Source organism: Bacillus changyiensis (assembly GCF_027706145.1).
GTDB classification, from domain to species: domain Bacteria; phylum Bacillota; class Bacilli; order Bacillales; family Bacillaceae; genus Bacillus; species Bacillus changyiensis.
The window spans coordinates 149,176-163,924 of the sequence record NZ_JAQFWW010000006.1 but is presented as its reverse complement, the minus strand read 5'-3'; the positions used below and the strand labels follow the sequence as shown (position 1 = coordinate 163,924).

The 14,749-nt window shown below is 38.2% G+C and carries 13 protein-coding genes and 1 pseudogene; 6 read left to right on the top strand and 8 right to left on the bottom strand.

What is annotated here, in order from left to right; genetic code table 11:
• On the top strand, positions 1–1,719 hold the full coding sequence (locus PDT38_RS16370; RefSeq protein WP_270803089.1) for a methyl-accepting chemotaxis protein: 1,719 nt from the start codon (positions 1–3) through the stop codon (positions 1,717–1,719).
• Positions 1,720–1,763: 44 nt separating this feature from the next.
• On the opposite strand, the gene PDT38_RS16365 is transcribed toward PDT38_RS16370, so the two are convergent.
• The 4 genes from PDT38_RS16365 to PDT38_RS16350 all read right to left on the bottom strand — a co-directional run bounded on the left by PDT38_RS16365 (position 1,764) and on the right by PDT38_RS16350 (position 5,457).
• Positions 1,764–2,507, bottom strand: coding sequence for an amino acid ABC transporter ATP-binding protein (locus tag PDT38_RS16365; protein WP_270803088.1), 744 nt, complete (start codon positions 2,505–2,507; stop codon positions 1,764–1,766).
• Positions 2,508–2,519: 12 nt separating this feature from the next.
• A complete protein-coding gene (locus PDT38_RS16360; RefSeq protein ID WP_270803087.1) occupies positions 2,520–3,197 on the bottom strand; it encodes an amino acid ABC transporter permease in 678 nt (225 codons plus the stop codon).
• A complete protein-coding gene (gene tcyA / locus PDT38_RS16355; protein WP_270803086.1) occupies positions 3,184–3,987 on the bottom strand; it encodes a cystine ABC transporter substrate-binding lipoprotein TcyA in 804 nt (267 codons plus the stop codon). The genes PDT38_RS16360 and tcyA overlap by 14 nt, the downstream gene beginning before the upstream one ends.
• Before the next feature lie 108 nt (positions 3,988–4,095).
• Positions 4,096–5,457, bottom strand: a complete 1,362-nt coding sequence (locus PDT38_RS16350) for a sigma-54 interaction domain-containing protein (protein ID WP_394356299.1) — start codon at positions 5,455–5,457, stop codon at positions 4,096–4,098.
• A gap of 185 nt (positions 5,458–5,642) precedes the next feature.
• On the opposite strand from PDT38_RS16350, the gene PDT38_RS16345 reads away from it, so the two are divergent.
• Positions 5,643–6,845: an ornithine--oxo-acid transaminase gene (locus PDT38_RS16345; protein WP_270803083.1), complete on the top strand. Its 1,203-nt coding sequence runs from the start codon at positions 5,643–5,645 to the stop codon at positions 6,843–6,845.
• Positions 6,846–7,193: 348 nt separating this feature from the next.
• On the opposite strand, the gene PDT38_RS16340 is transcribed toward PDT38_RS16345, so the two are convergent.
• The 4 genes and pseudogenes from PDT38_RS16340 to PDT38_RS16325 form a co-directional block, all read right to left on the bottom strand.
• A complete protein-coding gene (locus tag PDT38_RS16340) occupies positions 7,194–7,985 on the bottom strand; it encodes a hypothetical protein (protein WP_270803081.1) in 792 nt (263 codons plus the stop codon).
• Between the two features lie 326 nt (positions 7,986–8,311).
• Positions 8,312–8,467, bottom strand: a pseudogene (locus PDT38_RS16335) (T7SS effector LXG polymorphic toxin); the annotation flags it as partial.
• A 171-nt stretch (positions 8,468–8,638) separates the two neighbouring features.
• Entirely contained in the window at positions 8,639–8,917 is a 279-nt protein-coding gene (locus tag PDT38_RS16330) for a YwqI/YxiC family protein (protein WP_270803079.1), read from the bottom strand.
• Positions 8,918–8,930: 13 nt separating this feature from the next.
• On the bottom strand, positions 8,931–9,326 hold the full coding sequence (locus PDT38_RS16325; protein ID WP_270803078.1) for a YwqH-like family protein: 396 nt from the start codon (positions 9,324–9,326) through the stop codon (positions 8,931–8,933).
• Between the two features lie 348 nt (positions 9,327–9,674).
• Here PDT38_RS16325 and PDT38_RS16320 point away from each other — a divergent pair, with 348 nt between their 5' ends.
• The 4 genes from PDT38_RS16320 (at position 9,675) to chvE (ending at position 14,746) form a co-directional block, all read left to right on the top strand.
• Positions 9,675–10,652, top strand: coding sequence for a substrate-binding domain-containing protein (locus PDT38_RS16320; RefSeq protein WP_270803077.1), 978 nt, complete (start codon positions 9,675–9,677; stop codon positions 10,650–10,652).
• Positions 10,639–12,405, top strand: coding sequence for a cache domain-containing sensor histidine kinase (locus tag PDT38_RS16315; RefSeq protein ID WP_317134959.1), 1,767 nt, complete (start codon positions 10,639–10,641; stop codon positions 12,403–12,405). The genes PDT38_RS16320 and PDT38_RS16315 overlap by 14 nt, the downstream gene beginning before the upstream one ends.
• Positions 12,406–12,411: 6 nt before the next feature.
• On the top strand, positions 12,412–13,554 hold the full coding sequence (locus PDT38_RS16310; RefSeq protein ID WP_270803073.1) for a response regulator transcription factor: 1,143 nt from the start codon (positions 12,412–12,414) through the stop codon (positions 13,552–13,554).
• A 112-nt stretch (positions 13,555–13,666) separates the two neighbouring features.
• Complete coding sequence (gene chvE, locus PDT38_RS16305) at positions 13,667–14,746, top strand: multiple monosaccharide ABC transporter substrate-binding protein (protein ID WP_270803070.1); 1,080 nt, start codon at positions 13,667–13,669, stop codon at positions 14,744–14,746.
• The last annotated feature ends 3 nt before the right edge of the window (positions 14,747–14,749 follow it).

The window sequence follows — 14,749 nt, the reverse complement described above, 5'->3', positions numbered from 1 at the left end:
ATGAGTAAATTGAAAAGTTTAACTGAACATATTTCTGTAAAAATCATGATTGGCGTTGCATTGGTGTTAATCATTACGATCGCAAGCTTTTCAGCCGTTTTTCATATTGTTAGTCATGATTTATCAAATCAATTAAAAGAACAATTTAAAAATCGTCTACATACTGACATTAATCTCGCCGAAAATGAACTGAAACGGATAGAGGGAAATAAATTGGAGATCACCTCCGCAAACAGTCCTCTTTATCAGGAAACGAAAAAAGCTGTAAACGAAATTAAAAAGAAAAGCCATCTGGAAAACCTTTATATTCTCTCCAATAAAGGAGGAAAAGAACAAATTCTCATTTTATCTGATACACCTGATGACTTCGGTACAGAGTATGCCTTTTCACCTGAAATGAAGGATGCTTTAGCAAAAAATGAAGTCACTGTTAGTGATATTTATGAGGATGAATACGGAATTCATCAGTCGATTTTTTTGCCGCTAACTGATGAGTCGGGAAAACAGACCGGTATTTTAGGTATTGATCTCGATGCTTCTGTCATTACCGAGACTGCGCAAAAAACAACTTGGTATACAATTGGAATCGCTGGATTTGTGATGATCATTGGAATGATTATGGCCTATTTCCTCGGTGCTTATATTGCTAAACCGATTCGTAAATTAATGAAAGCTGCCGAAAAAATTGCGGATGGTGATATGACTGCGGAAATTTCTGTCAAAAGCCATGATGAAGTTGGTAAGTTGGGTGAAGCCTTTGTAAGGATGAGTGACAACTTAAAGCAGTTAATCGGACATATTTCTACCTCTTCTCAAGAGGTCTCAAAAACGAGCCAACGTTTGAAGCATGTTTCGTTTGAATCAAGTGAGAGTGCGGCACAGGTGGCAGAATCGATGAATAGTATGAGTGAGGGAATTAATGAAGTGGTTTCATCTGTTACAGATTGCCAATCATCAACGACTGAGATTGATCAACAAATTTCTCATGTCAGTGATGAAGTAAACGAAATGAAGCATGTTGCTGAAGGTGTCAGCAATGATTCGAAGACAGGCCAGGAACTTGTTGAAGAAACGTTACGACAAACACATACGATTAAAAATGTGATGGAAGAGTCTCAACAAGCAGCTCAGGAAATGCACAATCATACAGAGGAAATCGAAAAAGTAATTGGCATGATCTCTTCAATTGCTGAACAGACAAATTTACTGGCACTCAATGCTTCGATTGAAGCGGCACGGGTTGGAGAGGAAGGTAAAGGTTTTGCTGTTGTTGCTGGCGAGGTCAGAAAACTCTCTGAACGTTCAGCAGAAGCTGCTTTAACAGTTTCACAGCTTGTGGAAGGCACACAGGAGAGCAGCCGTCTTGTAATGGAAAGGATTAATGCTGGAAATGAAGCAGTTGATAAAGGACAGTTATTAATCAATGGAACATATGAGAATTTTTCAGGGATTTTCCGCGGGATTTCTCAATTTGTCGAAAGAACAGATCAATTGCTCGAATCGCTCCTAAAAGTACAAGGATCTTATCAAAACATTGCTTCTGCGATTGAGCAGATTTCTGCGGTTACACAAGAACAGGCAGCAGGATCAGAAGAAGTGGCTGCCGCAGCTGAGGAACAAAGTGCTGGTATGCAGGAAATTGCCTCGGCCATTCAACAGCTATCTGATTTATCAGAAGATTTAAATCAAGCAGCATCCAGCTTTAGATTATCCGAATAGAAATGAAACAGCCTGACCATGTCTGTCTGGTCAGGCTATTTGCTTTACAATGGATTCAATATACGCTTCAAAAATTGTTTTGTTCGTTCTTCTTTTGGGGCAGAAAGAATTTGTTCAGGTGGCCCCTGTTCAACGATGACACCACCATCGATAAAGACGACTTCATCAGCGACATCTTGGGCAAATTTCACTTCATGAGTGACAACGACCATTGTCCAACCCTCTGTAGCAAGGTCTTTCATCACTTTCAGCACCTCACCGACTAACTCTGGATCAAGAGCTGAAGTCGGTTCATCAAACAGCAACAACTCAGGTTTGATGGCAAGAGCACGAGCGATCCCGACACGCTGCTGTTGTCCCCCAGAAAGCTGGAATGGATAGAGATCCAGCTTGTCTGCTAGACCAACTTTTTGAAGCAGTTGGATGGCTTCCTTTTTGACGTCCTCTTTTTTGCGCTTTTGCACCTTTACAGGGCCTTCCATGACATTTTCTAAAACTGTCCGGTGAGGAAATAGATGATATGCTTGAAAGACCATCCCTGACTTTCTTCTCAGTCGAACAAGATCAACTGGTTTATTTTTTTGAGAAAAATCGATCGTTAAATCATGGAATGATAGGACACCGCGGTTAGGTGTTTCAAGTGCGTTTAGACAGCGGAGCAGTGTTGTTTTTCCAGAACCAGAAGGCCCTAAAATGGCCATCACTTTTCCTTTTTGTATCTGCAAATCGATTTTCTTTAAAACTTCGTTTTCTCCAAACGATTTATTAAGCCCTGTGATCGTAAGCACTGTTCTCCCTCCTTATTTGGCCACATATCGGTCTAAGCGCCGTTCAATCAGTTGCTGGCCAATTGAAAGTACAAAACAAATGATCCAGTAAATGAATGCTGCTTCTATATAAATGAATAAAATTTGATCAAGGTTGCTAGCGCCAATTTCTTGGGCTTTCCGGAATAATTCAGCGACCAATATTTGTGATGCGAGAGATGTGTCTTTGATTAAGCTAATAAATGTATTTGATAATGGCGGAATTGAGACACGTACAGCCTGTGGTAAGATTACTCGGAAAAGCGCTATTTTCGAAGTCATCCCAATCGAGTAAGCCGCTTCCCATTGGCCTTTTGGAACTGACAAAATAGAAGCGCGAATAATCTCTGAGGCATAGGCACCGACATTTAATGAAAACGCAATGATTGCACTAGGAAAAGGATCAATTGTTACTTGAAATGCTGGAAATAAATAAAAGATAATAAATAGCTGAACAAACAACGGCGTTCCCCTGATGGCGGAAACATAAATGCCAAAAACGGTTTTTAAGATTCGTGATTTAGACATTCTCGATAGCGCTGTAATGAGGGCAATCATCATCCCAAATATGAAAGAAATAATGGCAAGGGGAATCGAATAATAGATTCCCCTTAAAAAGATTGGCCAAAATGATTCTCTTACTAAATCCCACGGAATATCATTGAGAAACATCTTCACCAAACCATTTCTTTGCAATTTTAGAAAGTGTGCCATCCTTTTTCATATCTTTCAGCGCTGAATTCACTTTGTCAACCAGTTCACCGCTTCCTTTGCGGAAGGCGAAATGTGTTGTTTGTGGTTCTCCTGTTTCAAAAGCAATTTTTAAATTTTTATTTCCTGAAGACTTTAAGTAGTTTAAGACAGCGAGTTTATCATTATAAGTTAAATCAACACGACCTTGTTGGATAAGCTGAAACGATTGCGCCATTCCTTCAACACCTTCGATGTCAGCTCCAGCTTTTTTGGCAAGATCGGTGTAGTTGCTTGTTAATGATTGAGCCGCTGTTTTTCCTTTAACATCGTCGGCAGATTTCAAATTGTTGTTGTCCGCTTTTGTTACAACAACAGCTTGGGACGTTGTATATGGATTAGAGAAATCGAATTTTTTTTCACGGTCTGTTTTGCCTACTTGATTGGCAATCACATCAAAACGCTTAGAATTAAGACCAGCAAACATGCTGTCCCACTGCGTTTCTTTAAAATCAACTTTCAGCTTCAGGCGTTTGCCGACCTCTTTCATGACTTCGACATCATAGCCGGTTAATTGATTGGTTTTTTTGTCATGGAATGTAAAAGGTTCATATGTTCCTTCTGTTCCGACAGTCAATACACCTTTTTCTTTGATTGATGACCAAACGTTTTTGTCATTATTTTTGTTTGCTGCATTGTCACCTGTGGCACCGCAAGCAGCTGTTACAGTGATCAGTAGTGTCATCAGTACAGCAAATATGGCTTTTTTCAACTTTATTCCCCACTTTTCTGATTGGATTTAATTTATTTTACTGAAGGATCTTTTAAAAGTAAAGCAGAAAGTATTATTATTATAGGTCAAGAAGTCTGATTTTAGTGATTAGCGGGTATTCCATTTTTTTAAACGGTACTGAAGACTTTGTCTGCTAATCCCAAGTTGTTTTGCTGCTTGTGAAATATTGTCATTGCATGTTTTCATGACTTTTTCTATATAGTATTTTTCAGCATATTTAATCTGTTCTTTTAAAGGTAGAGTTGGTTCTGTTGGTTGATACGGTTTTTTGTTTGTCATCGTTTTGTTCCGATATTGTAATGGAAGATGAATGGATTCGATTATTTCTTCAACTGACATTAAGTTCATTGCGCCTTCAATGAAGTGTTCGAGCTCCCTAATGTTTCCTGGCCAATCGTAAGCCAGCAGAAATTCACGAACTTCATCTTCGAATCCTTTCACTTCCATTTGAAAGAGTGCATTGTATTTTTCAATGAAATGCTGAGCTAGTTCTAAAATATCTTCTTTTCGATCTTTTAAAGGTGGTATGAAAAGCGTGACAACGCTCAGCCGATAATACAAATCTTTGCGAAGACGTTGACCACTTATCGCATCAATCGGATCTTCATTTATTGTTGCGATAATTCTGACATCAATTGGTACATCTTTTGAAGCGCCAATTCTTCTCACTGTTTTCTCTTGAATCACACGTAGAAGTTTCGCTTGTAAATTCAAATCCAAAGAATTGATTTCATCTAAGAGGAGTGTCCCACCATTGGCTTGTTCAAAAAGTCCTCGACGATCGATCGCTCCAGTAAATGCACCTTTCGTCGTTCCGAATAAAAGGCCTTCAATCAGGTTTTCCGGTAGTGCGGCGCAATTTTGTGAAATGAATGGCCCTGTTGAGCGCTGACTGCCGTTATGTATACTTTGTGCAAAAACTTCTTTTCCAGTTCCAGTATCTCCAGAGATGAGAACTGATGAGGAGGTTCGAGTTGCTCGCATTGCATGTTCACAAACCTCTCTGATCGCTGGGCTATTGCCAATTAAGCTATCAAACGTATACTTTGTATTTTCAGTTTTATTCATATTTTCTCTAATGAGCCGTTCCAGTTTAGTGACATCTTTGGCCATCTCGACAGCACCTTTAATATCTCCATTTTTCAAAATAGGAAAGGTGTGATTGATTGTTGTGATTTCTTGACCTTTGTTATTAAAGTATGTCTGCTTGACGTTTTTGCTTGTTTTACCATAGCGTAGTGCTTCAACAAGTGTACTACCTTGCTGATTTACAAATGTAAAAACGTCGAGCAGGTTTTTACCGAGGACATCATGACCATCCATTTCTTCAATTTGCATCATTTTTTTGTTATACAGGACAGAAGTGCCGTTTTCATCAACAACATGTAGACCGATATCAATTTCATCCATAATCGTTTGAAAGATCAATGGTAGCCATTCATGATCCATTTCCAAGTGAACATCCCCCTTTTAGATAGCAGGTGCAAAATTTTTATGCATATAGCATATCAAAAGTGCAAAAAAATTTACATATCATTGTCCTGGAGTTTTGATTTTTCAGGGTTTTATATTTGGCACGAAACTTGCATATAAAAAGATGGCATGTTGTCCGAAAACAATAAGGGGGAATGAGTATGACAGTATTATCGAAATCAGAAGAAATTATCAATCAAACAGCACATTATGGTGCCCATAATTATCATCCTTTGCCAATTGTAATTTCTGAAGCAGAAGGAGCATGGGTGAAAGACCCTGAAGGAAATCAATATATGGATATGCTCAGCGCGTATTCCGCTGTTAATCAAGGACACAGACATCCGAAAATCATTCAAGCATTGAAAGATCAGGCTGATAAAATTACATTAACTTCAAGAGCATTTCATAATGACCAGCTAGGACCTTTTTATGAAAAGGTTGCACGTTTAACTGGGAAAGATATGGTACTACCGATGAACACTGGAGCTGAAGCGGTTGAATCAGCAATTAAAGCTGCACGGCGCTGGGCGTATGATGTCAAAGGTGTTCATGACAATCAGGCAGAAATCATCGCTTGTGTAGGAAACTTTCATGGCCGAACAATGCTTGCGGTATCCCTTTCCTCGGAAGAAGAGTATAAACGCGGATTTGGCCCGATGCTCCCGGGAATCAAGCTGATTCCGTATGGTGATGTAGAAGCGTTGAAAAATGCAATTACACCTAATACCGCAGCGTTTTTATTTGAACCGATTCAAGGAGAAGCAGGAATTGTCATTCCACCAGAAGGCTTTTTAAAACAGGCACTTGAGGTTTGTCGTGAAAACAATGTCCTGTTCATCGCTGATGAAATTCAGTCTGGTTTGGCTCGTACAGGTAAGATGTTTGCCTGTGACTGGGAAGACGTTGTACCTGATATGTACATCTTAGGAAAAGCACTTGGCGGCGGTGTGTTCCCAATCTCATGTATTGCAGCAAACCGCGATGTGCTGGGTGTGTTTAATCCTGGATCACATGGCTCAACCTTTGGTGGGAACCCGCTCGCATGCGCCGTTTCAATTGCTGCGCTCGACGTATTAGAAGATGAACATCTTGCTGAACGGTCTTTAGAACTTGGGGCTTATTTTAAGGAGAAACTGTCACTCATTGACAACCCTAAAATCAAAGAAGTACGCGGAAAAGGTCTGTTCATTGGTGTAGAGCTGACAGAACCAGCACGTCCTTATTGCGAGCGTCTAAAAGAAGAAGGGCTGTTATGTAAAGAAACGCACGAAAATGTGATTCGCTTTGCACCTCCTCTAGTCATTTCAAAAGAGGATCTTGATTGGGCGATTGAAAGGATAGCGCGCGTGTTGGCGAAGTAAAGAAATTTGGCTATCTGAAAAAGCAAAATTGATTCAAAGATACTGATGTATGATTAGTATGAAAAGGCTGTCCGAAAGTCAAAAATCGACTTATTGGACAGCTCTTTGTCATTGTATTTTTAAGTTGTGCATGTTTCTGAGGGGTATCTCACTTCTATTATAATCATATTTAAACTTTAAAAATAAAATATAAAATATCAGATATAATAAAAAAATAAAGTGATATATAACTCCACCGATCATAATGAAAAGCAAAAAATATAATTTTCTAAAGAAACGAATTATATTTATAAAGTACATTCAATTTGAAAGATTCAAATAATATAAAGCATCTCAATGTGAGATGCTTTATGTATGAATGGCAAAACTCTCAATGCTTTTAGTTAAATCGTACCATTGTTCAAGATTATATAATGAAATATGGACAGGTTTTTCAAGGTGTTTATCATATTTAACAACCCAAACCCCATGTGCAGATGGAATAAAGAAAGTAATATTAGTTAACTTTGAATCGCCATTTGAAATATTAAAAATTGAAATACTATTTATTGACCACTCATTTTCTTCTAGATCTTCTATCAATTGATTGAAACAATGCTCTTCCGTAGTAGAAAAAAAACTTTCTTTGCGAATTATTTGTATTTTTTCTTTATTTCTAAGCCAGTCAAAACACTGATCTGAAAGACGCAATTCCAAAGGAAAAAAGTCTTTTTCAGGTGTAAAATGAAAATAATCGTTAATCAGATGTGAAATCTCCTGTTGCTCTATATAGGCGAATTCATGGATGATGTCACGATCAATAATGTGGAGAAGCCAAGATTCTTTTTCAATTTGATGCAGCATTAAAATATTTTGATCTTTCAAGTTTGCACAGTGAATTAACTGCCTTGTATTTAAATAGGAAGTAATGAATTGCTGCATGTCTTCGGTAAAGGGGTTTTCGTCTTTTGCCCTTTTTTCTTCATCCCAATACCCTTTTAATATTAATTGATTAATCGTTGATGCGGCAATTGCATCCCATTCTTCATCTGGTCTTTTTCCTAATGAGGCTTCCATAATTTCTTTTGCAACACCGGGAAAACCGCAGATACTTGATATTATTCCTAGTTCTTCGGATGTGCATGTAATGATGTGTTCCAATGGTTTCACTTCCTTTTTTAATTAAATTCTGAATATAAAATATAAAAAAAAATAATACTTATCATTCAGTTTTCTCAGAACAAAGTAACCTGAACCAAAAAAGAGTGCAGTTCCAAAATTGACGGATTTTTGGAATCGATTCGTAGGGTTTTTAAAAATACCCCATTCATAATACTCCATCATGATACTGATAAGTAGAAAGATAGTCAAACAAGTCAATCTCCACCTTCGGGATCGTATACATCTTCTTCAATTGGTCGATATCCTGTTTCATCGGTCATCTTCATTGTCGTTTTTTTGGCTTCGTTGACACCTGATTCAAGTTCATCTTTAAGGAATTGTTCTGAAATATAGCCGTTTTCGGTCGGTTCGAGGGAACTTAGGGTTTTTTTCGTCTTTTCTAAAATTCCTTTGTAGTCTGAGATAAAAGAATCATAGAAAAGCAGAAATGTTGTGTGGCATTCTTCATAGAAGGAACGGATCGCTTCTTCGCCTACTCCTTTTAAGGCATCATCAAGAGAAGTGATTCCTTTAACAGCTTACTTTACATTTGTGATGTCTTTTACTTGTTTTTTAATTCGGTCAATGTTTGGTCAAGACCATGATGAAACTCTTGAACATCTAATGTTTTCAATTTAAACGTCCCTGCCTTCCTACTTGCTTTTGATTGATGAAGCGGCCTTTTTGTCCGCATCTTCCATCATTTCGATAGCCGCTTCGGTTTGGGCAATTTGTAAAGAGAATGCATGATCATACTCATCTGTTAATTTTTTTAAATCTTTGTTCATGCCCTCAATTTTTTTGACGACATCAAGGTTGTTTTTGCCTTTAATGTCTGTCGGTACAGTTGTCTTGGTCGCTTTTGTGGAACTTTTGAGGGTGGAGAGAGCGCGTTTGACTTCACCGGACTTGATTTTGATTTCTTTGCTCATCTTTCTGTCTCCTTTAATGGTGTGCTTTGTTTTTTTCTTTTTCTTTTTGAAGCTTTTCTTGCTTTTCAATTTTCTTTTCTTGTGAATGGATATCTTCTTTGAGCGATTGAATATCTGATTCTAAAGAGGAGATCGCTTTGTTTATTTTTTTAAATAGCTCATCAAATTGCTTGCCTTCAATATTATTGTAGTCTTCTTTCATTTTGTTTCGGGCGTTTTTAAATGAATCGGCAAGACTCCCTTGCCATGTGGTCGGTGTGAGCCCGGGTTTTTTTATGTTTTTTTTCCAATCGGTAAATTCTTGGTGCTTTGTTTTTAGATCTTCTTTGCATTTTTTTAGTTCTTTAAGATCTTCTTTTTTGCCTGTTAATGCACCTTTCATTAAAAATAAATAAACTGTATCTATCATGAACCGATCCTCCTTTAAGAATAGACTTGTTATTTGGACGACTTTATTATTTTACCTTATGGAATAGAGTGGATGAATAGGATTAAAGAACTAGTTGATTTTGTCTTTGTCTTCATGAAAGAGTGGTAAAGGTTGATATAACAGAAAAACAAAAAATGATCAGGTATTAAGAACTAGAACTTAATTCCTATTAATCTATGCTTAAACTCCCACAAATTAAGGTAATTTTAAGGAAACAAAAGACTCTTTTCAAATCAAAACAGGGATTTTCGGGCATCATGTCAAATAGATTAGTTGTTTCAGATGATGAAAGCGTTGTCTTTTTCTATAACCGACAGGAGGGTAAAAATGAAAAAACTGTTAGTTGTTTATGGAGTTGTGCTTGGGTTGTTTTCTCTTTATATTTTCAATTATGCTCGCAGTGAAAAAACCAGTTCATTGAAAGATGAAGCTCCTTTAACGGGAAAACTGTCGGAAAAGTTTGTGATGGTAACGTTTCAGTCAGGGATTGAGTATTGGAAAAGTGGTTTGAAAGGTTTTGAGGATGGAGCACAGTTGTTTAATGTGTCTGTTGAATATCGCGGAGCGGCTCGTTATGACGTTCATGAACAAATCACTGTACTTGAACAAGTCATTGCGAAAAAGCCAGCAGGAATTGCGCTCTCGGCAATTGATCCAGAGGCTTTGACTCCAGCTATTAATAAGGCACATGAGCAAGGAATTCCGATTGTTTTATTTGACTCAGATGCGCCTTCAAGTAAAGCTTTGACATATATCGGAACGAACAATAGTGAAGCGGGTTCTGTTGCCGCTCAGAAAATGGCTGAACTACTCGACCAAAACGGGGAGACTGCGGTTATTACCCAGCCACGTCAGTACAATCAGCAAGAGAGGACGAAAGGTTTTCAAAAAACGATCCTCCAAAAATATCCGAACATGAAGGTGTCAGCGGTGCTGGACGGCAAAGGGGATGAACTCACGTCAAAAAAACAAGCGTTGGCCATTTTGAAAAAAAATCCGAATATGAAAGGGATTTTCGCGACTGAAGCGAATGGCGCACGGGGAGTGGCCCAAGCTGTAAAAGCAGCAGGATTGCAACGAAAAGTCAGTATCATTGGTTTTGACAAAGACAAAAAAACACTTGATGGTATAAAAGATGGATCGATAGCGGCTACCCTCGGACAAGATACTTGGCAGATGGGATACTGGTCGCTACACATGCTGTTTCTCGCCAATCATCATTCCCGTTCACGCCCAACATCGATAGATACAGGGGTGACGATGATCACGAAAAACAATGTGGATCATTATTATGCGAACGATTAGACGGAGGGGAAAACTGACAATCAACAATGTGCCGATTCGTTATAAATTGGTCAGTCTGCTTCTATTAATTAGCATGCTACCGTCCATTGGTCTTGGTATTTTTTCAGGATGGGCAGTCGAAAATGTGATTGAGCAACAGGTGATCAATCAAACATTACAGTTGATAGGTGAAGTCAACAAAACGACTGAAGTGTATGTCAGTCATATGCAAAACCTTTCATATTTGATTTCAATGAATGAAGAGATGGATGCGTTTTTTCAACATGAAAAAGGTGATAGTGAAGCAGATTACAAGCGGAGAAAATTTTTGCAAGGGCTAACCTCTCTTTATTCAGAAACGGCAGGAATACTTGTTGTCAATGATAAAGGGGAGATGATCAGCAATGAGATGTATGCACGGACACCGACCAATTTGGCAAAGGAACCTTGGTACAAGGAAGCAGTTAAAAATGAAGGGATTTTTAAAATGATTGGAAAGCCGGTTAATCGCAATGTGAGAAATCATGTCCACTATCGTGAAGATGAAGTTGTCTCAGCTGTTAGAGCAGTGATTGATCCGGATTCACAGCGTGTCAAAGGTGTTATTTTAATTGATTTGAAGCTAAGGGTGTTAGCTGAGGCAGCAGAAAATATCCGCTTAGGAAAAACCGGTTATCTCTTGATTATGGATGAAAATGGTGGTGATATTTATTCACCAACTGCTTCAAAATTCGTTTTGCGAAGGCAGTGGTTTCAAAATAAATCATCAGGCGATTTTTCTCGATCGATTAAAGGAGATGACTATCAGTTTATTTATGAAACTTCAGCTTTTACAAACTGGACGATAGTCGGTGTCTTTAAAGCGAGTGAACCGGTATTAGAAGTGAAAAATATCCATCTATATGTACTGCTTTTTTTATTAGTGGTCGCGTTTTTAGGGATGATAGCTTCGTATTATTTATCATATTCAATGTCAAAACCGATTTTAAGCCTGAATTCTTTTATGAAGCAAGCAGAAAGTGGCGACTTTTCCATTCTTTATCAAGAGGACAGACAAGATGAGATCGGTCTTTTAGGAAAAAGTTTTAACAGTTTGATGCTCAAAATTAAAGAGTTAATGGTTTTGACAGAAAAACAAGAGAGGCAAAAAAGAGAAGCAGAATTAAGAGTGTTGCAGGCGCAAATCAATCCGCATTTTCTCTACAATACGCTTGATACGATCAACTGGATGGCCAGAAAACAAGGGGCGGATGACATTATCGTTTTGGTTCAGGCACTATCAAAGTTGTTCCGTATATCATTGAGCAAAGGTCATGACATCATCCCTTTATCAGCCGAATTCGAGCATGTTGAGAACTATTTAAAAATCCAGAAAGCCCGTTATCAAAACAAGCTGAATTATTCGATTGAGACCCCTGCATGTTCTGAGAATCGTTTCGTTCTCAAACTTGTGCTTCAGCCGATTGTCGAGAACGCGATATATCATGGTATTAAAGAGAAAAAGGGACCTGGACACATTAGAATCAAGGGGGAAGAACAAGAAAATGGTCTGATCATCAAAGTCGAGGATGATGGAGCTGGAATGGAAGAGCAGCAGTTAAAAGAGATAGCTAAACATTTAACAGCGCAAAAAAGTGAAAAAGGGTATGGAATGGTCAATGTCCATGAAAGGATCATCTTGAATTTTGGGGAGCCGTACGGAATAAAGATTGAGAGTGAAAAAGGAGCTGGAACCATCGTCACAATTCATCTTCCGATTTTAAAAAAGGAGTGAAAACATGTGAATGAGTATTGGCGGGTAGTGATTGCTGATGATGAACCATGGATTCGGGAAGGAATACGAGATGCTGTTTTGTGGGAAAAGTTTCACATGGAAGTTTCAGCGGAAGCGGAAAATGGTGAAGAAGCATTTGAACTTGCCATTAAACATTCCATTCATATTATGATTGTTGACTTAAATATGCCAATCATGAACGGTTTAGAATTAATGAAAAAAGTCCGGCAAAAGTTACCTGAATGTCGTTTTATCATTGTGACTGGATATGACTGGTTTTCCTATGCTCAGGAAGCGATTCGCCTTCATGTTGATGACTATTTGTTAAAGCCTGTCGAGCCTCAGCAACTTGAAGCAGTGTTGGAAAAGGTCAGTCAATCGCTTCTGTCTGAACAGCAGAAAGAACGCCATCTTCAAAAAAACCTCGACCTTCTGAAGGAACACTTTTTTCTTAAATGGATCAATGGACAGGTGTCTGAGCATGATGTGGAACAACAGCTCAAATTTCTTCATTTGCCGACGCGTCATCCAGAGATGCTCTGTATGATTCGCTCGTTAAAACTGGATGAAGTCGATCGTGTCAAGGAAGTAACAGAACAATTTTTTGTAGAGAAAACTGAAAAAGTTGTTTTTTTGAATGATGAGCGGCTAGTAACCATCTGTTTGTGGTCCATGTTAACAAATCATGAACAGCAAATGTTTGTAGACAGGCTGAACATCGAAATAAAAGCAGGAACTTCTGTGTTTTTTATGAATCTGACAGAGGCGCGGCAACCCATTGCCCATTCCTATCAAACTTGTAAACAAAAACTTTCGCAAGCCTTCAATATTTCCCCGATTGTTGTACGAGCCAAAGCATATATGCACAAGCATTTTGATTCAAGGGAGATTTCCTTAAAGCAGGTGGCCGATACACTGCAAGTCTCGTCTGTTTATTTAAGTCGGATGATGAAACATGAACTTGGTATGACATTTGTCCAGCTGTTAACCGAGATGCGCATGCAAAAAGCGGTTCACCTTTTGAAAACAACGACATTACCGATTCATGAGATTGCCGAACAAACAGGATATGAAACACAGCACTATTTCAGCACGGTGTTTAAGAAAACGATAGGTGCATCACCAAACCAATATCGCCGTATAATGTAAGCGCTTTAAGAAAGTTTGTTTTTTTATAAAAATAGTTAATTTATTCAAAAGACGAGGATCTCGAAGAAATGATACAGTGGCTTTGAAAAAGAATAAAAGGGGGTTAATCAGTTTGAAAAAAAGCTGTCTGTTGATCATTTCATTGTTGCTATGTTTCATGGTTTCAGCCTGTTCCGGAAATCAGGTAGGCGGAGGTAAAGACAAGGGCTATGTCGGAATTTCAATGCCGACAAAATCATCAGAACGCTGGGTTTATGACGGAAAGTATATGGTGAAAGAGTTTGAAAAACTAGGGTTTAAAACGGACTTACAATATGCGGAAGATGTTGTCGAAAACCAAGTAGCACAAATTGAAAATATGATTACAAAGGGTGTAAATGTCCTTGTAATTGCTTCCATTGATGGAGAAGCATTAACAGATGTTCTAAAAAAAGCACATAAACAAGATATTAAAGTTATTTCTTATGACAGACTGTTAATGAATAGCGAGTACGTAGACTATTATGCGACATTTGATAATCATAAAGTTGGTAAACTACAAGGATCATATATTGAAGACAAGTTAGGTTTAAAGAATAAAAAAGGTCCTTTTAACATTGAAATGTTTGCCGGATCACCTGATGACAATAATGCTCATTATTTCTTTGATGGTGCAATGTCCGTATTAAAATCTTATATTGATTCAGGTAAATTGAAAGTGTTAAGCAAACAGACTTCGTTTGAACAAGGAGCGACTTTAAGGTGGGACGGAGCAACAGCCCAAGCGCGTATGGATAATTTGTTAAGTGCTCATTATACAAAGGCAAAGCTTGATGCGGTTCTTTCTCCATTTGACGGAATAAGTATTGGAGTTATTTCGTCATTAAAAGGAGCTGGTTATGGAACGGATAAGAAACCGTTGCCGATCATTACCGGGCAGGACGCTGAGCTCGCTTCTGTGAAATCGATTATGAAGGGCGAACAAACATCAACGGTTTTTAAAGATACGAGAAAACTAGCGAAAAAAGCGGTTGAAATGACGACATCTGTTCTTAAAGGTGAGAAAGCTGAAGTCAATGACACAAAAACATATGATAATGGGAAAAAAGTTGTTCCATCTTATTTGCTTGAACCTGTCATTGTCGATAAAGAGAATTTTGAAAAAGTTTTAGTGGAAAGCGGCTACTATAAAAAATCGGAGCTAGGGAAGTGACGT